The organism is Pseudomonas sp. B21-010 (assembly GCF_024749325.1).
Classification (GTDB): Bacteria; Pseudomonadota; Gammaproteobacteria; order Pseudomonadales; family Pseudomonadaceae; genus Aquipseudomonas; species Aquipseudomonas kilonensis.
Genome location: NZ_CP087198.1, coordinates 4,879,094 through 4,902,140, shown reverse-complemented (window position 1 = coordinate 4,902,140; position 23,047 = coordinate 4,879,094). Strand labels below are relative to the sequence as shown.

Here is a 23,047-nt window from a genome sequence, read left to right as displayed (position 1 = left end):
AATGTGGTGCCTTTGTGGCGAGGGAGCTTGCTCCCGCTCGGCTGCGCCTGTAGGAGCTGTGTAGGAGCTGTGTAGGAGCTGTCGAGTGCAACGAGGCTGCGATCTTGCCCCAAACAATTGAGTCCCAAGCGAAAGATCAAGATCAAAAGATCGCAGCCTTCGGCAGCTCCTACCCCCAGCGGGAGCAAGCTCCCTCGCCACAGGTTTGGCGAATGAATAAATATCGGCGTTTAAACTAGGAAGTGTCTGAACGTTACCGGTGTTTCGAAATGTGTAACAAAAGGCGCCACAACGGGGCGATGTGAAACGCCAAGCCCCGATACAGGGCGCTTGCAGGCCTCTCCAAAAATAAGCCGACACGCTGTGCTTGCCGGATTAGAAGGGTTTGCGAATAATGGGCCCGCTATTTGCAGCATAGATCGGTTTCCCTTCTTTTGCTCTTGCATGAATTTGCGGGGCTGTCAATGCGCTCGAACAGCTTTCTCGGTGCTTCTGTAATTTGTTGTCGCATTGAAGAAATATCGGCTTCGGGCCTGTCGTTAGAATGCCGATCACTCGCTCGTCGTGGCTCGTGTTGAATAAAACGTGAGCTTCCTAGGACGCAGCACCAAAGTTCGTTTCACCCATTCGCATATTGGGCTGTTGCTCACTCTGCCGTTTTTGCCCTTTACCGATGGAGTCCCAAGATGAAGAAACTTGTGCTGCTTGGCGCCCTGGCACTGTCCGTGCTGTCCCTGCCGACCTTCGCTGATGAGAAGCCCCTGAAGATTGGTATCGAAGCGGCTTACCCTCCGTTCGCCTCGAAAGCCCCGGATGGCAGCATCGTCGGTTTCGACTACGACATCGGCAATGCGCTGTGCGAAGAGATGAAGGTCAAGTGCGTATGGGTCGAGCAAGAGTTCGACGGCCTGATCCCGGCGCTCAAGGTCCGCAAGATCGACGCGATCCTGTCGTCCATGTCGATCACCGAAGATCGCAAGAAGTCGGTTGATTTCACCAACAAGTACTACAACACCCCGGCCCGTCTGGTGATGAAGGCCGGTACCCAGGTCAGCGACGGCCTGGCCGAGCTCAAGGGCAAGAACATCGGCGTGCAGCGTGGTTCGATCCACGAGCGTTTCGCCCGTGAAGTCCTGGCCCCGCTGGGTGCCGAGATCAAGCCATACGGTTCGCAGAACGAGATCTACCTGGACGTGTCCGCTGGTCGTCTCGACGGCACCGTGGCAGACGCTACGCTGTTGGATGACGGCTTCCTCAAGACCGATGCCGGCAAGGGCTTCGCGTTCGTCGGCCCGGCCTTTACCGACGTCAAGTACTTCGGCGACGGCGTCGGCATCGCGGTTCGCAAGGGCGACGCGTTGAAGGACAAGATCAATGGCGCGATCGCGGCCATTCGCGAGAACGGCAAGTACAAGCAAATCCAGGACAAATACTTCGCTTTCGACATCTACGGCAAGTAACGACGTCCCGCCACTCGTGCGAAATGGCGCAAGCAACAGGATCTCTGCGGTTTGCGCCATTTTTTCATCCCACTTTCGAGGACCTGAATCATGTTGAAAGGCTACGGGGCTGTCATCCTCGATGGCGCATGGTTGACGCTTGAGCTCGCCTTGTCGTCCATGGCCCTGGCCATCGTCCTGGGGTTGATCGGCGTTGCGTTGCGCCTCTCTCCGGTGCGCTGGCTGGCGTGGCTGGGCGACCTGTATGCCACGGTCATTCGCGGTATTCCCGATCTGGTGCTGATCCTGCTGATTTTCTACGGCGGCCAGGACCTGCTCAACCGCGTGGCGCCGATGCTCGGCTATGACGACTACATCGACCTGAACCCGCTGGCGGCCGGTATCGGCACCCTGGGATTCATCTTCGGTGCCTACCTGTCGGAAACCTTCCGCGGTGCCTTCATGGCGATCCCCAAGGGGCAGGCCGAGGCGGGCATGGCGTACGGCATGAACGGGTTCCAGGTGTTTTTCCGGGTGCTGGTGCCGCAGATGATTCGCCTGGCGATCCCGGGCTTCACCAACAACTGGCTGGTGCTGACCAAGGCTACCGCGCTGATTTCGGTGGTGGGCCTGCAAGACATGATGTTCAAGGCCAAGCAGGCGGCAGATGCCACGCGCGAGCCTTTCACCTTCTTCCTCGCAGTGGCGGCGATGTACCTGGTGATCACCAGTGTCTCGTTACTGGCATTGCGTCACCTTGAGAAGCGCTACTCGGTAGGCGTAAGGGCGGCTGATCTATGATCTTCGACTACAACGTCATCTATGAAGCCTTGCCGCTGTATTTCAGTGGCTTGTTGACCACCCTGAAGTTGCTGGCCCTGTCGCTGTTCTTCGGCCTGCTGGCGGCGTTGCCCCTGGGGCTGATGCGGGTGTCCAAGCAGCCGGCGGTCAACATGACGGCCTGGCTCTACACCTACGTGATCCGCGGCACGCCGATGCTGGTCCAGCTGTTCCTGATCTACTACGGGCTGGCGCAGTTCGCGATCGTTCGCGAAAGCTTCCTCTGGCCGTGGCTGTCCAGTGCGACCTTCTGTGCGTGCCTGGCGTTCGCCATCAACACCAGCGCCTACACCGCCGAAATCATCGCCGGCAGCCTGCGGGCCACGCCCAACGGTGAGATCGAAGCGGCCAAGGCCATGGGCATGTCGCGCTACAAGCTGTATCGCCGGATCCTGCTGCCATCGGCCTTGCGTCGGGCGCTGCCGCAATACAGCAACGAAGTGATCATGATGTTGCAGACCACCAGCCTGGCATCCATCGTGACCCTGATCGACATCACTGGTGCCGCGCGCACGGTGAACGCGCAGTACTACTTGCCGTTCGAGGCCTACATCACGGCCGGCGTTTTCTACCTGTGCCTGACCTTCATCCTGGTGCGCTTGTTCAAACTGGCCGAGCGCCGCTGGCTGGGTTACCTGGCCCCGCGCAAGCACTGATAACGCATCGATCCGATCGACTGCTCAACGACTGACGTTTTGTGAGAACCGACCGCATGTACAAGCTTGAAGTCCAAGACCTGCATAAACGCTATGGCAGTCACGAAGTGCTCAAGGGGGTGTCCCTGAAAGCCGCCGCTGGCGATGTGATCAGCATCATCGGCTCCAGTGGCTCCGGCAAGAGTACTTTCCTGCGTTGCATCAACCTGCTTGAACAACCCCACGCCGGCAAGATCCTGCTCAACAACGAAGAGTTGAAGCTGGTCGCCGGCAAGGACGGTGCGTTGAAGGCCGCGGACCCCAAGCAACTGCAGCGCATGCGTTCGCGGCTGTCGATGGTGTTCCAGCATTTCAACCTGTGGTCCCACATGACTGCGCTGGAAAACATCATGGAAGCGCCGGTGCATGTACTGGGCGTGGCCAAGGCTGAAGCGCGGGAGAAGGCCGAGCACTACCTGAACAAGGTCGGCGTGGCCCATCGCAAGGACGCCTACCCGGGCCATATGTCCGGCGGCGAGCAGCAGCGTGTGGCGATTGCCCGTGCGCTGGCGATGGAGCCGGAGGTGATGCTGTTCGACGAGCCGACCTCGGCCCTCGACCCGGAGCTGGTAGGCGACGTGCTCAAGGTGATGCAGGCCCTGGCCCTGGAAGGCCGGACCATGGTGGTGGTGACCCACGAAATGGGCTTTGCCCGTGAAGTGTCGAACCAACTGGTGTTCCTGCACAAAGGCATCGTCGAAGAAAGCGGCAACCCGCGCGAAGTGCTGGTCAATCCGCAATCCGAGCGCTTGCAACAATTTCTTTCGGGCAGCCTCAAGTAATCGCTCCCGTTACGCACCTGATTTGGGTCATGCTGCGCACCGCGCGCCAGATGGTCTAATTTGGTTGCAGCCGCTTTTGGCTTTAACACTGTTTTCGCTTCGGATTGCTCGCCATGACTGCCCATCGAATAGGTTTCCTGATTTGGCCCAGCACTAAAGCCTTGACGCTGGCGCTGGCCGAGGAGGCCTTGCGTGTTGCTCAGCGGGTGCATCCGGATGTGGTCTACGAACTGTCGTTCTTGCAGGCCGAACCGCCGGCCGACGGCGCCTGGCAACTGCCGGGCGAGCCTTGGGCCGGTAAGCTCGAAGGCTTCCAGAAGCTGTTCCTGCTGGCCGATGAGCCGCCGACTGCGTTGGCCTCACCCCTGAGCAGCGCCCTCAAGCAACTGGTGCGTGCCGGTTGTGTGATCGGCGGTTTGTCTGCCGGCGTCTATCCCCTGGCCCAGCTGGGTTTGCTCGACGGTTACCGTGCCGCCGTGCATTGGCGCTGGCAGGATGATTTCTCCGAACGTTTCCCGAAGGTCATCGCCACCAGCCATCTGTTTGACTGGGACCGCGACCGCCTGAGCGCCTGCGGCGGCATGTCGGTGCTCGACCTGTTGCTGGCGGTGCTGGCTCGCGATCATGGCGCGGAGCTGGCCGGTGCGGTGTCGGAAGAATTGGTGGTCGAGCGCATTCGCGAGGGCGGCGAGCGTCAGCGCATCCCGTTGCAGAACCGTCTTGGCTCCAGCCATCCAAAGCTCACCCAGGCGGTGCTGCTGATGGAAGCCAACATCGAAGAGCCGCTGACCACCGACGAGATTGCCCAGCATGTCTGTGTATCCCGTCGACAGCTGGAGCGGATCTTCAAGCAATACCTCAATCGCGTGCCTAGCCAGTATTACCTGGAGCTGCGCCTGAACAAGGCCCGGCAGATGCTGATGCAAACCAGCAAATCCATCATCCAGATCGGCCTGTCCTGTGGCTTCTCCTCAGGGCCGCACTTCTCCAGCGCCTACCGCAACTTCTTCGGCGCCACGCCGCGGGAAGACCGCAACCAGCGCCGCAGCAGCAGCCCGTTCGAATTGTCCTCGGTGCCGTCCGAGCGCGGCTAGTGGCACAACACGCTTCTGTGGGAGCAAGGCTTGCCCGCGATGCAGGCGACGCGGTCCTTGGTGAACCGAGGCGCCTGCATCGCGAGCAAGCTTTGCTCCCACAGATAAGTCCCCCTCGCCACAAGTGTTTTGCATGGCCGAGGGAAATGTGGAAGCCAGCCCCTCAAATACACCGGCAACGTTTAAACTGCGCCTTTGCGACGCTATTTGTCGCATTGCCGTAAACCCGCGAAAAACGTGGGTTGGCGCTATAAGAAGTTGTCGCTTGGCGGCAAGGCCGGGCTGAAAACTGTCCTTACAATCCTTACCAAGCCCGCCAGTTCCAGGCGGGTGTTCCTCATCAGGAGACTCCGATGTCCGTTGAGCAAGCCGCGGTACAACGCGCCGATTTCGACCAGGTTATGGTTCCCAACTATGCACCTGCTGCCTTCATACCTGTGCGTGGCGCCGGTTCCCGCGTATGGGACCAATCCGGTCGTGAGCTGATCGACTTTGCTGGCGGTATCGCAGTCAACGTACTGGGCCATGCCCACCCGGCGCTGGTCGGTGCACTGACCGAACAGGCCAACAAGCTGTGGCACGTGTCCAACGTATTCACCAACGAGCCGGCCCTGCGCCTGGCCCATAAACTGGTCAACGCGACTTTTGCCGAGCGCGCGTTCTTCTGCAACTCCGGCGCCGAAGCCAACGAGGCCGCCTTCAAGCTGGCCCGTCGTGTCGCGTTCGATCGTTTCGGTAGCGAGAAGTACGAAATCATTGCCGCGCTCAATAGCTTCCACGGTCGTACCCTGTTCACCGTCAACGTCGGTGGGCAGTCGAAGTACTCCGACGGCTTCGGACCTAAAATTACTGGCATCACCCACGTTCCTTACAACGACTTGGCCGCTTTGAAAGCCGCTATTTCGGACAAGACCTGCGCCGTGGTGCTGGAACCGATCCAGGGCGAGGGCGGTGTGCTGCCGGCCGAGCAGGCCTACCTGCAAGGCGCCCGCGACTTGTGTGATGCCCACGACGCGCTGTTGGTGTTCGACGAAGTGCAGACCGGCATGGGCCGCAGTGGTCACCTGTTCGCCTACATGCATTACGGCGTGGTCCCGGACATCCTCACCAGCGCCAAGAGCCTGGGCGGTGGTTTCCCGATCGCGGCGATGCTCACCACCGAAGCGCTGGCCAAGCACCTGGTCGTCGGCACCCACGGCACCACCTATGGCGGTAACCCGCTGGCCTGCGCGGTGGCCGAAGCGGTGATCGATGTGGTCAATACCCCTGAAGTGCTCGCGGGTGTCAAAGCCAAGCATCACAAGTTCAAGGCTCGCCTGGAGCAGATCGGCGAGAAGTACGGCTTGTTCACCCAAGTGCGTGGCCTGGGCCTGCTGATCGGCTGCGTGCTGAACGACGCCTGGAAAGGCAAGGCCAAGGACATCTTCAACGCCGCCGAACAGGAAGGCCTGATGATCCTGCAAGCCGGTCCGGACGTGATTCGCTTTGCTCCGAGCCTGGTGGTGGAAGACGCCGACATCGACGAAGGCCTGGATCGCTTCGAGCGGGCCGCGGCGAAGTTGACCCAAGCCTAAGGCTGAGTCGGACCCCTTGTGGGAGCGAGCTTGCTCGCGATAGCGGTGCCTCAGTGAAATGAATGTTGGCTGACACTGCGCTATCGCGAGCAAGCTCGCTCCCACAGGAGTCTTGCAGCGGCTGAAAAATCGAAGACCGCCGCAGATGCAATGCGGGCCAGGGTGTTCGTTTAGTTTTTTTCTGTGTATCGACCCCACGGTCGAACCCTTTATTTCAAGTTAAGGAGTGACACCATGCTGGTGATGCGCCCCGCGCAAATGGCTGATCTGGGCGAGGTACAGCGTCTGGCTGCGGACAGTCCGATCGGTGTCACTTCCTTGCCGGATGACGTGGAACGCCTGAGCGACAAGATCGCCGCAAGCGAAGCCTCGTTCGCCGCCGAAGTCAGCTTCAACGGTGAAGAGAGCTATTTCTTCGTCCTTGAAGACACTACCACCGGCAAGCTGGTGGGCTGTTCGGCCATCGTCGCGTCGGCCGGTTATTCCGAACCGTTCTACAGCTTTCGCAACGAGACTTTCGTTCATGCCTCCCGTGAGCTGAAGATCCACAACAAGATCCACGTGCTCTCCCAGTGCCACGACCTGACTGGCAACAGCTTGCTGACCAGTTTCTACGTGGTGCCGGAACTGGTGGGTTCGCCATGGTCGGAACTCAATTCCCGCGGGCGCCTGCTGTTCGTCGCCAGCCACCCGGAACGGTTTGCCGATTCGGTGGTGACCGAGATCGTCGGCTACAGCGATGAGAATGGCGACTCGCCGTTCTGGGACGCCATCGGTCGCAACTTCTTCGACCTCAACTACGCCGCCGCCGAGCGTTTGTGCGGGCTGAAAAGCCGTACTTTCCTCGCCGAGCTGATGCCCCATTACCCGATCTACGTGCCGCTGTTGCCGGACGCCGCCCAGGAAGCCATGGGCCAGGTCCATCCGCGGGCGCAGATCACCTTCGACATCCTGATGCGCGAGGGGTTCGAGACCGATCACTACATCGACATCTTCGACGGTGGCCCGACCCTGCATGCTCGTGTCTCGGGCATCCGCTCGATCGCCCAGAGCCGCGTGGTGCCGGTCAAGATCGGCGAACCGGTCAAGGGGGCCGGTCGCCAGTACTTGGTGGCCAATGCCCAATTGCAGGATTACCGCGCCGTGCTGCTCGAGCTCGATTACGCGCCGGGCAAACCTGTGACGCTGGACATGGAAGCGGCCGAAGCCTTGGGCGTCGGCGAAGGCGCCAGCGTGCGCCTGGTGGCGGTTTAACGCTTTACAGCTGAGTTTCGCGGGTGGCGTGAGCGACCCGTTTGAGGAGATAGCATGATCGTTCGTCCCGTACGCAGCAGCGATTTACCCGCTCTGATCGCCCTGGCCCGCAGCACGGGCACCGGCCTGACCACCTTGCCGGCCAACGAAGAGCGCCTGGCCCATCGGGTCGGCTGGGCCGAGAAGACCTTTCGCGGCGAAGCCGGGCGCGGTGACGCGGACTACCTGTTCGTGCTCGAAGACGATGACGGTCGCGTGGTGGGCATTTCCGCCATCGCCGGTGCCGTGGGGTTGCGTGAGCCCTGGTACAACTTCCGGGTCGGCCTGACGGTCAGCGCTTCCCAGGAATTGAACATCTATCGGGAAATCCCGACCCTGTTCCTGGCCAACGACCTGACCGGTAATTCCGAGCTGTGCTCGCTGTTCCTGCATGCCGATTTCCGCAATGGTCTCAATGGCCGCATGCTGGCCAAGGCGCGGCTGTTGTTCATTGCCGAATTCCCGCAGTTGTTCGGTAACAAGATCATCGCCGAGATGCGCGGCATGTCCGACGACAAGGGGCGTTCACCGTTCTGGGAAAGCCTGGGTCGGCACTTCTTCAAGATGGAATTCAGCCAGGCTGATTACCTCACCGGCGTGGGCAACAAGGCGTTCATCGCCGAGCTGATGCCCAAGTTCCCGCTGTACACCTGTTTCTTGTCCGAAGATGCCCGGACCGTGATCGGCCAGGTTCATCCGGACACGGAACCAGCATTGTCGATGCTCAAGAGCGAAGGTTTCAGCTACCAGGGTTACGTCGACATCTTCGACGCCGGCCCGGCGGTGGAATGCGAAACCGGCAAGATCCGCGCGATTCGTGACAGCCAGGCGCTGGTGCTGGCCATCGGCACGCCGGGCGATGACGCCACGCCGTTCCTCATCCATAACCGCAAGCGCGAAGACTGCCGCATCACCGCTGCACCGGCGCGCTTTGCCGCCGGCACACTGGTGGTCGATCCGCTGACCGCCAAACGTCTTCAACTCAACGCCGGTGACCAGGTACGTGCCGTCGCGTTGTCTGCTGCCCGGGAGTCGAAATGATGAACTCGCTGTACATCGCAGGAAGCTGGCTGGAAGGCCAGGGCGACCTCTTTGAGTCCTTGAACCCGGTGAGCCAAGAGGTGTTGTGGTCGGGCAACGGCGCCACGGCCGCGCAAGTGGAGTCGGCGGTGCAGGCCGCGCGCCAGGCGTTCCCGGATTGGGCTCGGCGCTCGCTGGATGAACGCATCCAGGTACTGGAGGCCTTTGCCGCTGCCCTGAAAAACCACGACGACGAACTGGCCCAGTGCATCGGTGAAGAAACCGGCAAGCCGCTGTGGGAAGCGGCGACCGAAGTGACCAGCATGGTCAACAAAGTCGCCATTTCGGTGCAGAGCTACCGCGAGCGGACCGGCGAGAAGAGCGGCCCCCTGGGCGACGCCACTGCTGTACTGCGCCACAAGCCCCACGGTGTGGTGGCGGTTTTCGGCCCCTACAACTTCCCTGGTCATTTGCCCAACGGCCACATCGTGCCAGCGCTGCTAGCCGGTAACAGCGTGCTGTTCAAGCCGAGCGAACTGACGCCGAAAGTCGCCGAGCTGACGGTCAAGTGCTGGGTCGAGGCGGGTCTGCCGGCGGGCGTACTGAACCTGCTGCAAGGGGCGCGGGAAACCGGTATCGCCCTGGCGGCGAACCCAGGCATCGACGGGCTGTTCTTCACCGGCTCCAGCCGCACCGGCAATCTGTTGCACCAACAATTTTCCGGGCGTCCGGACAAGATCCTCGCGCTGGAAATGGGCGGCAACAACCCGCTGGTGGTGGATGAGGTGGCCGACGTCGATGCGGCGGTCTACACCATTATTCAGTCCGCTTTCATTTCCGCCGGGCAGCGCTGCACCTGTGCGCGCCGCCTGCTGGTGCCGGAAGGCGCTTGGGGCGATGCCCTGCTGGCGCGCCTGGTGGCGGTCAGCTCGACCCTTGAAGTCGGTGCTTTCGACCAGCAACCGGCACCGTTCATGGGCTCGGTGATTTCCCTGGCCGCGGCGAAGGCGCTGATGGATGCGCAAAACCATTTGCTGGGCAAAGGCGCCGTGCCGCTGTTGAGCATGACCCAACCGCAGGCCCAGGCCGCATTGCTGACGCCGGGTATCCTGGACGTGACGGCCGTGGCCGAGCGGCCTGATGAAGAGCTGTTCGGGCCGTTGCTGCAAGTGATCCGCTACAAAGATTTCGCAGCGGCAATCACCGAGGCCAACAATACGCAATATGGCCTGGCTGCCGGGTTGCTGTCCGATTCCCAGGAGCGTTACCAGCAGTTCTGGCTGCAAAGCCGCGCCGGTATCGTCAACTGGAACAAACAGCTGACCGGGGCCGCCAGCAGCGCGCCGTTCGGCGGTGTCGGCGCCTCGGGCAACCATCGCGCCAGCGCTTATTACGCGGCCGATTATTGCGCGTATCCGGTGGCTTCCCTGGAAACCCCGAGCCTCGTCATGCCGGCTGCCCTGACCCCCGGCGTGCGAATGGTGTGAACCCCGATCGCGAGCAAGCTCGCTCCCACAAAGGATTGCGCAGAACCTTGTGGGAGCGAGCTTGCTCGCGAAGGCCGCGCCGCGGTTGTTATTTGATGCCTATAAAAAACAGATTCTCGTGGAGCCTCGCTGATGAAATCCTATGAAGTCAACTTTGACGGTCTAGTGGGGCCGACCCATAACTACGGCGGGCTCTCGTACGGCAACGTCGCGTCCCAGAGCAACAGCCAGCAGTCCTCCAACCCCAAGGAAGCGGCGTTGCAGGGCCTGGCGAAAATGAAAGCGCTGATGGACATGGGTTTCCAGCAAGGTGTGCTGGCGCCGCAGGAGCGCCCGGACGTGGCGGCCCTGCGCCGGCTGGGTTTTGCCGGCAGCGATGCCCAGGTCATCCAGCAGGCTGCGAAAGAAGCGATGCCGTTGCTGGTTGCCAGTTGCTCGGCCTCCAGCATGTGGGTGGCCAACGCCGCCACGGTCAGCCCGAGCGCCGACACGGCCGATGGTCGCGTGCATTTCACCGCCGCCAACCTGAACTGCAAATACCACCGCAGCATCGAGCATCCGACCACCAGTCGCGTGCTGGGGGCGATGTTCGCCAACCAGCAACACTTCGCCCACCACGCCGCCTTGCCGGCGGTGGCGCAGTTCGGCGACGAAGGCGCGGCCAACCACACCCGTTTCTGCCGCGCCTACGGCGAGGCCGGTGTCGAGTTCTTCGTGTTCGGCCGCAGCGCTTTTGACACCCGCTATCCCGCGCCGCAGAAATACCCGGCGCGCCAGACCCTGGAAGCTTCCCAGGCCGTTGCCCGCCTGCATGGGCTGAGGGAGGAGGGCGTGGTGTACGCCCAGCAGAATCCGTCGGTGATCGACCAGGGTGTGTTCCACAACGACGTGATCGCGGTGGGCAATGGCGAAGTGCTGTTCTATCACGAGGACGCGTTTCTCGAGACCGACAAGATGCTGGCTGAATTGAGCAGCAAACTCGCCAAGGTCGGTGGGAAATTTCAATCGGTGTGCGTACCGCGTTCGGCGGTCACCGTCGATGATGCGGTACGTTCCTACCTGTTCAATAGCCAGTTGCTGTCGCGTCCCGACGGCTCGATGCTGTTGATCGTGCCGGAAGAATGCCGTAGCAACGAACGTGTCTGGCAATACCTGCAGGGCCTGACGGGCACGGGCGGGGTGATTCGCGAAGTGAAGGTCTTCGACCTCAAGCAAAGCATGCAGAACGGTGGCGGCCCGGCTTGCCTGAGGTTGCGCGTGGCGCTCAATGAAACCGAGCTGGCGGCCGTCAACCCAGGGGTTATCATGACCGCGCCGCTGTACGATTCGCTGACCCAATGGGTCGAGCGGCACTACCGCGACCGCATGACCGAAAATGATCTGGCAGACCCGCAGTTGCTGCTCGAATGCCGTGCGGCACTGGATGAACTGACACAAATCCTTAAACTTGGCTCGGTTTATCCTTTCCAGATCAATTGAAAGCGCGCGCGACCTGACTACAGTCAAAGCAGGGCGCGTTGCCTTATCCCCAGACGAGAATGTAAAGACATGAGCGATACCTTGCAGCTGATCCTTGAAGACACCGACGGCACCCAACTGGAAACCTCCTGCACCCGCGTCGCGGTGATGTGGCAAGGCAAGGAGTTGTGGATCCAGCAGGATGGCCGCGGTCAGTTGCTGATCGGCGTCGATGTCGAGGAAGGGGACGAGGAATACGCCAACCTGTTGTTGCGTCCATTGGCGACCAACCTGGTCAGCCTGCAACTGGAAATGGAACCGGCGGACGTCGGCGACGATGACCATGTCCATGGCCCGGATTGCGGCCACGACCATTAAGGAAACCGCGCTATGCTCGCCCTCGGCAAACTGCTTGAACTGACCCTCGCCGGCCGTGAACCGGCGGAGAAGACTCAACTGACTGTCGAAGGCGTACGGATGCGCTGGTTGAGCGAGGGCGCGCTGGAGGTCAAGCCGCCCGAAGCCCGGGATAACGGCCTGGACCTGCTGCTGTCGGCCGGTATCCACGGCAACGAAACCGCGCCGATCGAGTTGCTCGACCGTTTGTTGCATGACATCGCCCGTGGCCATTTGAAGCCGCGGGCACGCGTTCTGTTCCTGTTCGGCAACCCCGAGGCCATCCGGCGCGGAGAGCGTTTCGTCGAACAAGACGTCAACCGCCTGTTCAATGGCCGCCATGAGCTGAGCGGCGGTCCTGAGGCGCTACGGGCCTGCGAGCTGGAGCGCTTGGCCGCCAGTTTTTTCAGCCGGCCAGAGCGCAGTCGCTTGCATTACGACCTGCACACTGCCATCCGCGGCTCGAAGATCGAGCAGTTCGCCCTCTACCCGTGGAAAGAAGGTCGCCAGCATTCACGCCGTGAACTGGCACGCTTGCGTGCCGCGGGCATGGAGGCGGTGTTGCTGCAGAACAAGCCGTCCATTGTGTTCAGCGCCTACACCTACGACCAGCTCGGTGCCGAGTCCTTCACCTTGGAACTGGGCAAGGCCCGGCCATTCGGACAGAACGACGGGGTCAACGTCAGCCTGTTGGAAACCCGCCTGCAACAGATCATCGAGGGCAACGAGCCGGAGCTGGATGAAGGGCTCGATGGCCTGCAGCTGTTTAGCGTCGCCCGGGAAATCATCAAGCACAGCGACAGCTTCCGCCTGAATCTGCCGACGGACATCGAGAACTTCTCGGAATTGGGGAAAGGCTACGTGCTGGCCGAAGACATCGCCCAGACCCGCTGGGTGATCGAAGAAGAGGGCGCCCGGATCATCTTTCCGAACCCCAAGGTCAAGAATGGCTTGCGGGCTGGCATCCTGATCGTGCCGGCGACCGATGAAAACCTGATCTAAAATCCCCACAAAACCATTGTGGGAGCGAGCTTGCTCGCGATAGCGGTGTACCAGTCAATGTTGAAGGCGACTGACACTCCGCTATCGCGAGCAAGCTCGCTCCCACAGGTTTTTTAGCGGCTTTTAGACCGCTACCGCCCGCTGCTCACTACGGCGCAACGCCCGGGTCTTGTGCAACGTATCGGCGCAGGTCTTCGCCGCTTCCTGACCCTTGTGCGCGAAATGCTCGAAGAAGAACTTCTGATGTTCTTCCCCAGCATGGAAGTGATGCGGCGTGAGCACGACCGAGAACACCGGCACTTCGGTTTCCAGCTGGACCTGCATCAGGCCGCTGATCACCGATTGGGCGACGAATTCGTGACGGTAGATGCCACCGTCCACCACCAGGCCGGCGGCGACGATGCCGGCGTAGCGGCCTGACTTGGCCAGCAGCTTGGCGTGCAGCGGAATCTCGAAGGCGCCACCGACTTCGAAGAAGTCGATATCACTTTCCTGGTAACCCTGGATGATCATTTCGGCGACGAAGCCTTTACGGCTCTGGTCGACGATTTCCTTGTGCCAGCAGGCCTGGATGAACGCGACGCGCTCGCCCGGATGACTTTTGCTTTTGCTGTCGATTGCAGTGGGTTGCATGTTCTGGTTCCTGTTTGTGTGAAAAACAGGGCGTCATGAATCGAAGGGGATTCGAGGGTACGCCGCGCACGGACAGTCGCAGTCGGCCCTTGGGTGCCAATCCCGTTCTCTCTTCATCCGGACTATGACCGTCGGCCCCGGAATCACACCGGGTCTGCTGACCTTGCCGCTACACCCCAAAAACCGGTGCACCACCAAGCGCTCGCGGGCTATGCACGTTGCGTGCAATTACCGCCGGTGGGGAATTACACCCCGCCCTGAGAACGTTTTGCCGCCACGCTGTGTGACGGCGGACAATTTTTAACACATAACCCCTTGTGGGAGCGAGCTTGCTCGCGATGGCGGTGGGTCAGCTTGCATCGGTGCTGAATGTGCCGCCGTCATCGCGAGCAAGCTCGCTCCCACAGGGGATTTGAATAATCTGTTGGTTCGTGTCGTTCTGGGCTTGATTATTCCTCGCCATGACCGCAGTAATTGCCCTTCGAAAGGGATTTCCCTCCACTTGAGCCCGAGGCCAGATTCATGAGCGTTATCGATCTTCGCAGCGACACGGTCACCCAACCTACCGCCGGCATGCTCGATGCCATGGCCAGCGCGCCTACCGGCGACGATGTGTATGGCGAAGACCCGACCGTCAATCGCCTCGAGGCCGAACTGGCCGCTCGCCTGGGGTTTGCCGCAGCGCTGTTCGTGCCCACGGGGACCATGAGCAACCTGTTGGGCTTGATGGCCCACTGCGAGCGCGGCGACGAATATATCGTCGGCCAGCAGGCCCATACCTACAAATACGAAGGCGGTGGTGCGGCGGTGCTCGGTTCGATCCAGCCCCAGCCTCTTGAGGTGCAGGCGGACGGCTCCCTGGACCTGGCACACGTCGCTGCGGCGATCAAGCCCGATGACTTCCACTTTGCCCGCACCCGCCTGCTGGCCCTGGAAAACACCATGCAGGGCAAGGTGCTGCCACTGGAATACCTGGCCCGGGCCCGGCGTTTTACCCAGGAACATGGCCTGGCCCTGCACTTGGACGGGGCGCGGTTGTACAACGCTGCGGTCAAGCTGAATGTCGACGCCCGGCAGATCACGCAACATTTCGATTCGGTGTCGGTGTGCTTGTCCAAGGGCCTCGGCGCGCCGGTGGGGTCGGTCCTGTGCGGCAGCGTCGAGCTGATCGGCAAGGCCCGCCGGCTGCGCAAGATGGTCGGCGGCGGCATGCGTCAGGCCGGGATTCTCGCGGCGGCGGGGTTGTACGCCCTGGAACATCAGGTCCAGCGCCTGGCCGATGACCACGCCAATGCCCAGCGGCTCGCCGAGGGCTTGCGCGCGGCGGGTTACGAGGTCGAGCCGGTGCAGACCAACATGGTCTACGTGCAAATGGGCGAACGGGCCGAGGCGATCAAGGCATTTGCCGATGAGCGGGGCGTCAAGCTCAGCGCTGCGCCACGCCTGCGAATGGTGACGCACATGGACGTGAGCGCGGCGCAAATCGACCAGGTGATCGCCACTTTCGTCGAATTTTCCCGCCAATGACCCGTCAACCGGGGCAATTGACAGTTTCTATCGTATAAACACGCTGTACCCCACGCGCAGGGCCGATATAATGCGGCCCTTTGCCGTTGCTTCGTCTGTTGACGTTTTGCACAGGCCTTTGGCCGCAGCCTCCGTGGAAGAACCTAATGAAAAGCGCAGAAATCCGTGAAGCCTTCCTTCGCTTCTTCGAAGAGCAAGGCCACACCCGAGTAGCCTCCAGCTCTTTGATTCCGGGCAACGACCCGACCCTGCTGTTCACCAACGCGGGGATGAACCAGTTCAAGGACTGCTTCCTGGGCCAGGAAAAACGTGCCTACACCCGTGCGGTGAGCAGCCAGAAGTGCGTGCGTGCCGGCGGCAAGCACAACGACCTGGAGAACGTCGGTTATACCGCTCGTCACCACACCTTCTTCGAAATGCTGGGTAACTTCAGCTTCGGTGACTATTTCAAGCGCGACGCCATCACCTTCGCCTGGACCTTCCTGACCTCCGACAAGTGGCTGAACCTGCCCAAGGAGAAGCTCTGGGTAACGGTCTACGCCACCGACGACGAAGCCTATGACATCTGGACCAAAGAGGTCGGTGTCCCGGCTGAGCGCATGGTGCGCATTGGCGACAACAAAGGCGCGCCTTACGCCTCCGATAACTTCTGGACCATGGGCGACACCGGGCCGTGCGGTCCGTGCACCGAGATTTTCTACGATCACGGCGCCGACATCTGGGGCGGCCCACCCGGCTCGCCGGAAGAAGACGGTGACCGCTACATCGAGATCTGGAACAACGTATTCATGCAGTTCAACCGCACCGCCGATGGCGTGTTGCATCCGCTGCCAGCGCCGTCGGTCGACACCGGCATGGGCCTGGAGCGGATCAGTGCGGTGCTGCAGCACGTTCACTCCAACTACGAAATCGACCTGTTCCAGAGCCTGCTGAGCGCGTCGGCCCAGGCCATCGGTTGCACCAACGACAACCAGGCGTCGCTCAAAGTGGTGGCCGACCACATCCGCTCCTGCGGTTTCCTGATTGCCGACGGTGTGCTGCCTTCCAACGAAGGCCGCGGTTATGTGCTGCGCCGGATCATCCGTCGCGCCTGCCGTCACGGCAACAAACTGGGCGCCAAGGGCAGCTTCTTCTATCAGATCGTCGCGGCATTGGCGGCCGAGATGGGCGAAGCCTTCCCGGAACTCAAATCCCAGCAGGCGCACATCGAGCGTGTGCTCAAGGCTGAAGAAGAACAATTCGCCAAGACCCTGGAGCAAGGCCTGAAGATCCTCGAGCAGGACCTGGCCGAGCTCAAGGGCAACGTGGTCCCGGGCGATGTGGTGTTCAAGCTGTACGACACCTACGGTTTCCCGATGGACCTGACCGGCGACATCGCCCGCGAACGCAACCTGACCCTCGACGAGGAAGGTTTCGAGCGTGAGATGGACGCCCAGCGGGTGCGTGCGCGTTCTGCCAGCTCCTTCGGCATGGACTACAACAGCCTGGTCAAGGTTGATGTGGCCACCGAGTTCACCGGTTATGCGGGCACCACCGGCTCGGCCAAGATCGTCGCCATCTATAAGGATGGGCAATCGGTCGACATCCTGAGCGAAGGCCAGGAAGGCGTGATCGTGCTGGACAAGACGCCGTTCTACGCCGAATCCGGCGGCCAGATCGGCGACAGCGGCTACCTGCAGGCCGGCAGTTCGCGTTTCGACGTGCGTGACACCACCAAGACCGGCGGCGCCTTCCTGCACCACGGCGTGCTGGCGTCGGGCAGCCTGATGATCGCCGCCCCGGTGGCCGCCCATGTCGACGCCGACGTTCGGCATGCCACGTCGCTGAACCACTCAGCCACGCACTTGCTGCACGCTGCGTTGCGCCAGGTGCTGGGCGAGCATGTCCAGCAGAAGGGTTCGTTGGTGGACAGTCAGCGCCTGCGCTTCGACTTCAGCCATTTCGAAGCCATCAAGCCTGAGCAGCTCAAGGCGCTGGAAGAAATCGTCAACGCCGAGATTCGCAAGAACTCCCCGGTGGAAACCGAAGAAACCGACATCGAGACCGCCAAGCGCAAGGGCGCGATGGCGTTGTTCGGCGAGAAATACGGCGACAACGTGCGCGTGCTGAGCATGGGCGACTTCTCCGTTGAACTGTGCGGTGGCATCCACGCCAACCGCACCGGTGACATCGGCCTGATGAAAATCATCAGCGAAGGTGGCGTGGCATCCGGCGTGCGCCGGATCGAAGCGGTCACCGGCGCGGCGGCCCTGGCGTACCTCAACGCGGCCGAAGAACAACTCAAGGAAGCGGCAACCCTGATCAAGGGCAGCCGTGACAACCTGATCGACAAGCTATCGGCTGTGCTGGAGCGCAATCGCCTGCTGGAAAAGCAACTCGAGCAGTTGCAGGCCAAGGCCGCCAGCGCTGCGGGCGACGATCTCTCGGCCCAGGCCGTGGACGTCAAGGGCGTGAAAGTGCTGGCCGTGCGTCTGGACGGCCAGGATGGCAAGGCGCTGCTGGCGCTGGTCGATCAACTGAAAAACAAACTCGGCCGCGCAGTGATCCTGCTCGGCAGTGTCCATGAGGAAAAGGTCGTTCTCGTCGCAGGCGTGACCAAAGACCTGACTGGCCAACTCAAAGCCGGTGATTTGATGAAGCAAGCCGCTGCGGCAGTGGGCGGCAAGGGCGGTGGTCGTCCGGACATGGCGCAAGGCGGTGGTACCGACGTCGGCGCACTGGACGCGGCACTGGCCCAGACCGTTGCATTTGTAGAGCAGGGTATTTAAGGCAGCGTCCCGGGCTTGCAGTCTAGTGGCCGGCCCGGTTGCTGTTGAGTGATTATTGGGCGCCCTTCATGGGCAGAGGCGGCTTTGAAATGGCTTTGATCGTACAGAAATTTGGAGGCACCTCGGTCGGCACTGTCGAGAGAATCGAACAAGTCGCCGACAAGGTTAAGAAATTCCGCGAGGCGGGCGATGACCTGGTGGTTGTGCTGTCGGCAATGAGCGGCGAGACCAACCGTCTGATCGATCTGGCCAAGCAAATCAGCGGCGACCAGCAACCGGTTCCCCGTGAGCTGGACGTGATCGTTTCCACCGGCGAGCAGGTGACCATCGCCTTGCTGGCCATGGCGCTGATCAAGCGTGGCGTGCCAGCGGTGTCCTACACCGGCAACCAGGTGCGTATCCTGACGGACAGCGCGCACAACAAAGCGCGTATTCTGCAGATCGACGACCAGAAGATTCGCGGCGACCTGAAGGCTGGCCGTGTCGTGGTCGTCGCCGGTTTCCAGGGTGTAGACGAGCAGGGCAACATCACCACCCTCGGCCGTGGTGGTTCCGACACCACGGGCGTAGCGCTGGCAGCGGCCCTCAAGGCTGACGAATGCCAGATCTACACCGATGTGGACGGTGTCTACACCACCGACCCACGCGTGGTGCCTGTGGCCCAGCGCCTGGACAAGATCACGTTCGAAGAGATGCTGGAAATGGCCAGCCTCGGTTCGAAGGTGTTGCAGATCCGGGCGGTCGAATTCGCCGGCAAGTACAACGTTCCGCTGCGCGTTCTGCACAGCTTCAAAGAGGGTCCGGGCACCCTCATTACTATTGATGAAGAGGAATCCATGGAACAGCCGATCATTTCCGGCATCGCTTTCAACCGCGATGAAGCCAAGCTGACCATCCGTGGCGTGCCAGACACCCCCGGCGTGGCGTTCAAGATTCTCGGCCCGATCAGTGCCGCGAACATCGAAGTCGACATGATCGTGCAGAACGTCTCGCACGATAACACCACTGACTTCACCTTCACCGTGCACCGCAACGACTACCAGTCTGCCGAAGCGATACTGAAAAAAACCGCTGGCGAGATCGGTGCCCGGGAAGTGGTGGGCGATACCAAGATCGCCAAGGTCTCGATCGTCGGTGTCGGCATGCGCTCCCACGCAGGCGTGGCCAGCCGCATGTTCGAATCCCTGGCCAAGGAAAGCATCAACATCCAGATGATCTCTACCTCGGAAATCAAGGTTTCCGTGGTCATCGAAGAGAAGTACCTGGAACTGGCCGTGCGCGCCCTGCACACGGCTTTCGAACTCGACGCTGCTGCCCAACCGGGCGAGTAAAGCGTTGTCTGGAGGGCGCGGCTGGACCGCGCCCTTTGTTTTTCTGAATGGCGCGTCCCAAAACTGTTCTTTTGCCCGCGCTGGTCAATACTAGGCCTGTAGGCTTCGACCGTTTCGGTTGTAGGTCCAATGCCTTTTTTTTTCAGACTGTTGTCCCTTAAGTGAATTGCGTGAGGAGAAAGGTATGCTGATTCTGACCCGTCGGTGTGCAGAAAGCCTGATTATTGGCGATGGCGAAATCACCGTGACCGTGCTCGGCGTCAAAGGAAACCAAGTGCGTATCGGCGTTAATGCCCCGAAAGAGGTTGCTGTACACCGCGAGGAAATTTACCTGCGTATCAAGAAAGAGAAGGACGACGAACCAAGCCATTAATTTTTATCGATTTTTATGTTTGCAAACGGGGATGAAGGTGGTTAATATACGCCCCGTGTTGCGGAGAGCTGGCCGAGTGGCCGAAGGCGCTCCCCTGCTAAGGGAGTACACCTCAAAAGGGTGTCGGGGGTTCGAATCCCCCGTTCTCCGCCATTATTTTTTAGTGCGTCAAAACCTGGCTTGATCAGTAAGTGCTTGAAATTACTGAAAAAAGCGCTTTACAAAAGGAATTGACGACCTATAATGCGCGGCAACAAATGCACTCGTAGCTCAGCTGGATAGAGTACTCGGCTACGAACCGAGCGGTCACAGGTTCGAATCCTGTCGAGTGCACCATTTAAGAGTTGTTTGCAGCAATGCAAATAACTTGGCTTCAACCAGTTGTGATCTGGTATAAAACCACAACCTGCACTCGTAGCTCAGCTGGATAGAGTACTCGGCTACGAACCGAGCGGTCACAGGTTCGAATCCTGTCGAGTGCACCAAACACCAAGAAGCCCGCGTTTTACGCGGGCTTTTTGCTGTCTACGATTTGCCTTTTACGCATCCCCTCTCATCGAACACGACCTCTGCGCTGCGGCGTTTCTTCGCCTTGTAGCTATACCGCGTGCTCGAATTCCGAACTTTGATCGAATCTGGCTTGCCCAGGGCGCTCTCTACGTCCTGTTGGCTCATGCCGGCGATGATGCGTCGGCCCAGGATGGCGTCGCGGCGTTGCCTGGCGTCGATGAGGTTCCCGCAGCGGTCCTGGAACTGGCCAACCACGGTCGGTTCCTTGCGCGTGGTTTTGTTGTCGGATGTTAGCCCGCGCTCCGCTTCAGGCAGCATCGCCTCGGTCGTCGGTTTGATTGTCGGTTCGGTCGAACCTGGGCGATACGGATGGATCTGTTGTAGCGACAGGGCTTCTCCCGGGCCGCAGCTCAGGGTGGTGAATGTCACGTGTCCTGCGACGTTTTCGCAGCGATGCACGGTCTGCCCGGCAGCCGATAAAGGCAGGCAGGGCAAGCAGGCGAGCAGGAACAGGCAGTGGTTGAGGTGCATCCGGTCGTCCTCCTTGACGGTGCAGAAGAGAAGGGTAGTCGCCGCATTTCTGCCGCGGCGTGTGTTTTCTTTTCTGGATAAGTCGTCGTAAGGGAACAGGTTCAGCCTGTGTTCAGGTTTGTCTCGCAAGCGCTTGTTCTTGCCATGATTTTTTAGCGTTTTAAAGCGTCAAGCGGTGTATGATTGCGCCCGTCAGCCCCGCCGGGGCTTTGGAATATCTCCATGGACTTACCCAGTAGTTACTCAATATTTAGTTTTGCCAATCATGAATTGACTGATTGATCCTTCCGGCGTGCTCCACTGCTGGGAGTGGAGTTCGCCTATGACCCAAGTAGATGTAAAAAAAACGCAGGAAAGCCTTCAGGATCGCCTCGCTCAAGTTGTTGAGCTGCTGCAGCGCCAGCGTGTCGTCGAAGACCTGACGCATCGCCAGGAAGGTCCGCATCATGACCGGGTCGAGAACCTGGTCCACCGGCAGAATCTCGTCGAGCTGCAACGCAAGCTCGATGATCTGCACTCCGCCGACGTCGCCTACATTCTTGAAGCCTTGCCACTGGAAGAGCGTCTGACGGTCTGGCAGTTGGTCAAGGCTGATCGCGACGGTGACATCCTGCTCGAAGTGTCGGACTCGGTTCGGGAAACCCTGATCGCCGACATGGATGATCACGAGTTGCTGGCGGCGGCCAAGGAAATGGACGCCGACGAACTCGCCGACCTTGCGCCCGAACTGCCGCGGGACGTTGTCCACGAACTGATGGAAGCCCTCGACGGCCAGCAGCGTGAGCGTGTGCGTTCGGCGTTGTCCTACGACGAGGAGCAGGTCGGTGCGCTGATGGACTTCGAGATGGTGACGATCCGAGAGGACGTCAGCCTTGAAGTGGTATTGCGCTACCTGCGTCGCCTCAAGGAACTGCCTGGGCATACTGACAAGCTGTTTGTGGTCGACTACGACGGCGTGCTCAAGGGCGTTCTGCCCATCAAGCGTTTGCTCGTCAACGACCCGGAAAAACAGGTGGCCGAGGTGATGGCCAGCGATCCGGTGAGCTTTCACCCGGACGAAGACGCCTATGATGCGGCCCAGGCGTTCGAACGTTATGACTTGATTTCGGCGCCGGTGGTCGACAAGAACGGCAAGCTGATCGGCCGTCTGACCATCGATGAAATGGTCGACTTGATTCGTGAGGAAAGCGAAAGCGAAGTCCTCAACATGGCCGGTCTGCGCGAAGAAGAAGACATCTTCGCCTCGGTCTGGAAATCCCTGCGTAACCGCTGGGCCTGGTTGGCGATCAATCTGATCACCGCGTTTGTTGCCTCCCGGGTCATCGGCCTGTTCGAAGGCTCCATCGAAAAACTGGTGGCGCTTGCGGCGCTGATGCCCATCGTCGCCGGTATCGGTGGCAACTCTGGCAACCAGACCATCACCATGATCGTCCGTGCCATGGCGCTGGACCAGGTCAGTACCGGCAACACTTCGCGATTGATGCGCAAGGAACTGGCTGTGTCCCTGATCAACGGCGTGATTTGGGGTGGTGTGATTGGCGTGGTGGCTTATCTGCTCTATGGCAGCTGGTCGCTGGGGGTGGTCATGACGGCCGCGATGACGCTCAATCTGTTGTTGGCGGCATTGATGGGGGTCCTGATCCCCATGACCCTGGCCCGCATGGGCCGTGACCCTGCCATGGGCGCCAGTGTGATGATCACGGCCGTGACTGACAGTGGCGGGTTCTTCATCTTCCTGGGGTTGGCGACGATTTTCCTGCTCTGAGTCGCTCATCGAGGAACCCGCCTGTTTGGCGTAATACTGTCCACATAGAAAAACGGCGCTTCTTTCAGAAATGGGAAGCGCCGTTTTTTTGCGCTTCTTTTGGATTGCGGGGCGTCAAGACTAAAGACAAGAGCAACTGGCGGGTCCAGCCTCTATGCAACTGCACCCCCGCTATCGCGAGCAAGCTCGCTCCCACATTGGATCGTTGGCAGGCACAAAATCCGTGTGCACCGCAAAACCTGTGGGAGCGAGCTTGCTCGCGATGACATCAGCACATCCAACATCACCACTAACTGACCCTCCGCTTTCGCGAGCAGGCTCGCTCCCACAGGAGAAACGCGATCCCACCAAGAACCAGGTCGGCTATAAGGCCGCCTCGGGATAGCCGCGCTGGGCCATGGATGGCCCTTCGCGGCGGGCCCACGGAGCAATGCCTTCGTTCGGGCATGCCGAGCCTAGGCGAGGCACCAAGTGGTGGGGCAGAGCGCTTTTGGTTACTTTTGGCTGGTCCGGCTCCCGGCTCTTCCAA

The 23,047-nt window shown here is 60.6% G+C and carries 19 protein-coding genes, 3 tRNA genes and 1 riboswitch; of the genes, 20 read left to right on the top strand and 2 right to left on the bottom strand.

Going from position 1 to position 23,047, the window contains the following annotated elements; genetic code table 11:
- Positions 1–686: 686 nt before the first annotated feature.
- The 12 genes from LOY50_RS21705 to astE all read left to right on the top strand — a co-directional run bounded on the left by LOY50_RS21705 (position 687) and on the right by astE (position 13,080).
- Positions 687–1,460: an ABC transporter substrate-binding protein gene (locus tag LOY50_RS21705; protein WP_003204802.1), complete on the top strand. Its 774-nt coding sequence runs from the start codon at positions 687–689 to the stop codon at positions 1,458–1,460.
- Between the two features lie 90 nt (positions 1,461–1,550).
- A complete protein-coding gene (locus LOY50_RS21700; protein ID WP_003204800.1) occupies positions 1,551–2,240 on the top strand; it encodes an ABC transporter permease in 690 nt (229 codons plus the stop codon).
- A complete protein-coding gene (locus tag LOY50_RS21695; RefSeq protein WP_014339810.1) occupies positions 2,237–2,935 on the top strand; it encodes an ABC transporter permease in 699 nt (232 codons plus the stop codon). The genes LOY50_RS21700 and LOY50_RS21695 overlap by 4 nt, the downstream gene beginning before the upstream one ends.
- Positions 2,936–2,991: 56 nt before the next feature.
- Positions 2,992–3,756: an ABC transporter ATP-binding protein gene (locus LOY50_RS21690; RefSeq protein ID WP_018612663.1), complete on the top strand. Its 765-nt coding sequence runs from the start codon at positions 2,992–2,994 to the stop codon at positions 3,754–3,756.
- 113 nt (positions 3,757–3,869) lie between these two features.
- Complete coding sequence (locus tag LOY50_RS21685; RefSeq protein ID WP_018612661.1) at positions 3,870–4,850, top strand: GlxA family transcriptional regulator; 981 nt, start codon at positions 3,870–3,872, stop codon at positions 4,848–4,850.
- Between the two features lie 353 nt (positions 4,851–5,203).
- Positions 5,204–6,424: an aspartate aminotransferase family protein gene (locus tag LOY50_RS21680; RefSeq protein WP_214509497.1), complete on the top strand. Its 1,221-nt coding sequence runs from the start codon at positions 5,204–5,206 to the stop codon at positions 6,422–6,424.
- 234 nt (positions 6,425–6,658) lie between these two features.
- Positions 6,659–7,678 (top strand): arginine/ornithine succinyltransferase subunit alpha, encoded by a 1,020-nt coding sequence (gene aruF, locus LOY50_RS21675; RefSeq protein ID WP_092145236.1) that lies wholly within the window; start codon positions 6,659–6,661, stop codon positions 7,676–7,678.
- 54 nt (positions 7,679–7,732) lie between these two features.
- A complete protein-coding gene (gene astA, locus LOY50_RS21670; RefSeq protein WP_253477333.1) occupies positions 7,733–8,758 on the top strand; it encodes an arginine N-succinyltransferase in 1,026 nt (341 codons plus the stop codon).
- Positions 8,755–10,224, top strand: a complete 1,470-nt coding sequence (astD, locus tag LOY50_RS21665) for a succinylglutamate-semialdehyde dehydrogenase (protein WP_258689159.1) — start codon at positions 8,755–8,757, stop codon at positions 10,222–10,224. The genes astA and astD overlap by 4 nt, the downstream gene beginning before the upstream one ends.
- Before the next feature lie 132 nt (positions 10,225–10,356).
- Positions 10,357–11,703: an N-succinylarginine dihydrolase gene (gene astB, locus LOY50_RS21660; protein WP_258689157.1), complete on the top strand. Its 1,347-nt coding sequence runs from the start codon at positions 10,357–10,359 to the stop codon at positions 11,701–11,703.
- 69 nt (positions 11,704–11,772) lie between these two features.
- A complete protein-coding gene (locus LOY50_RS21655; RefSeq protein ID WP_003178862.1) occupies positions 11,773–12,060 on the top strand; it encodes a hypothetical protein in 288 nt (95 codons plus the stop codon).
- Between the two features lie 12 nt (positions 12,061–12,072).
- Complete coding sequence (astE, locus tag LOY50_RS21650) at positions 12,073–13,080, top strand: succinylglutamate desuccinylase (RefSeq protein ID WP_258689156.1); 1,008 nt, start codon at positions 12,073–12,075, stop codon at positions 13,078–13,080.
- 123 nt (positions 13,081–13,203) lie between these two features.
- Here the strand turns inward: astE and LOY50_RS21645 are convergent, their stop codons facing one another.
- Positions 13,204–13,713: a 6,7-dimethyl-8-ribityllumazine synthase gene (locus tag LOY50_RS21645; RefSeq protein ID WP_253477329.1), complete on the bottom strand. Its 510-nt coding sequence runs from the start codon at positions 13,711–13,713 to the stop codon at positions 13,204–13,206.
- Positions 13,714–13,813: 100 nt separating this feature from the next.
- A riboswitch (FMN riboswitch) is annotated at positions 13,814–13,982 on the bottom strand.
- Positions 13,983–14,235: 253 nt separating this feature from the next.
- Here LOY50_RS21645 and ltaE point away from each other — a divergent pair.
- The 7 genes from ltaE (at position 14,236) to LOY50_RS21610 (ending at position 20,197) form a co-directional block, all read left to right on the top strand.
- Positions 14,236–15,240 carry a low-specificity L-threonine aldolase gene (gene ltaE / locus LOY50_RS21640; protein WP_258689155.1) on the top strand — a complete coding sequence of 335 codons (1,005 nt, stop codon included), beginning with the start codon at positions 14,236–14,238 and terminating at the stop codon, positions 15,238–15,240.
- 146 nt (positions 15,241–15,386) lie between these two features.
- The gene (gene alaS / locus LOY50_RS21635; RefSeq protein WP_214509502.1) at positions 15,387–18,008 is read left to right on the top strand and encodes an alanine--tRNA ligase; all 2,622 of its coding nucleotides are present in this window, start codon (positions 15,387–15,389) and stop codon (positions 18,006–18,008) included.
- 89 nt (positions 18,009–18,097) lie between these two features.
- Complete coding sequence (locus LOY50_RS21630; RefSeq protein WP_014339802.1) at positions 18,098–19,339, top strand: aspartate kinase; 1,242 nt, start codon at positions 18,098–18,100, stop codon at positions 19,337–19,339.
- Between the two features lie 184 nt (positions 19,340–19,523).
- The gene (gene csrA, locus LOY50_RS21625) at positions 19,524–19,712 is read left to right on the top strand and encodes a carbon storage regulator CsrA (RefSeq protein WP_003178872.1); all 189 of its coding nucleotides are present in this window, start codon (positions 19,524–19,526) and stop codon (positions 19,710–19,712) included.
- Positions 19,713–19,774: 62 nt separating this feature from the next.
- A tRNA-Ser gene (locus LOY50_RS21620) sits at positions 19,775–19,865 on the top strand.
- A gap of 106 nt (positions 19,866–19,971) precedes the next feature.
- A tRNA-Arg gene (locus LOY50_RS21615) sits at positions 19,972–20,048 on the top strand.
- A gap of 72 nt (positions 20,049–20,120) precedes the next feature.
- A tRNA-Arg gene (locus LOY50_RS21610) sits at positions 20,121–20,197 on the top strand.
- 40 nt (positions 20,198–20,237) lie between these two features.
- On the opposite strand, the gene LOY50_RS21605 is transcribed toward LOY50_RS21610, so the two are convergent.
- Positions 20,238–20,753, bottom strand: a complete 516-nt coding sequence (locus LOY50_RS21605; RefSeq protein WP_253478638.1) for a cell envelope protein SmpA — start codon at positions 20,751–20,753, stop codon at positions 20,238–20,240.
- A gap of 322 nt (positions 20,754–21,075) precedes the next feature.
- Here LOY50_RS21605 and mgtE point away from each other — a divergent pair, with 322 nt between their 5' ends.
- Positions 21,076–22,518 carry a magnesium transporter gene (mgtE, locus tag LOY50_RS21600; RefSeq protein WP_003204768.1) on the top strand — a complete coding sequence of 481 codons (1,443 nt, stop codon included), beginning with the start codon at positions 21,076–21,078 and terminating at the stop codon, positions 22,516–22,518.
- Positions 22,519–23,047 lie beyond the last annotated feature (529 nt).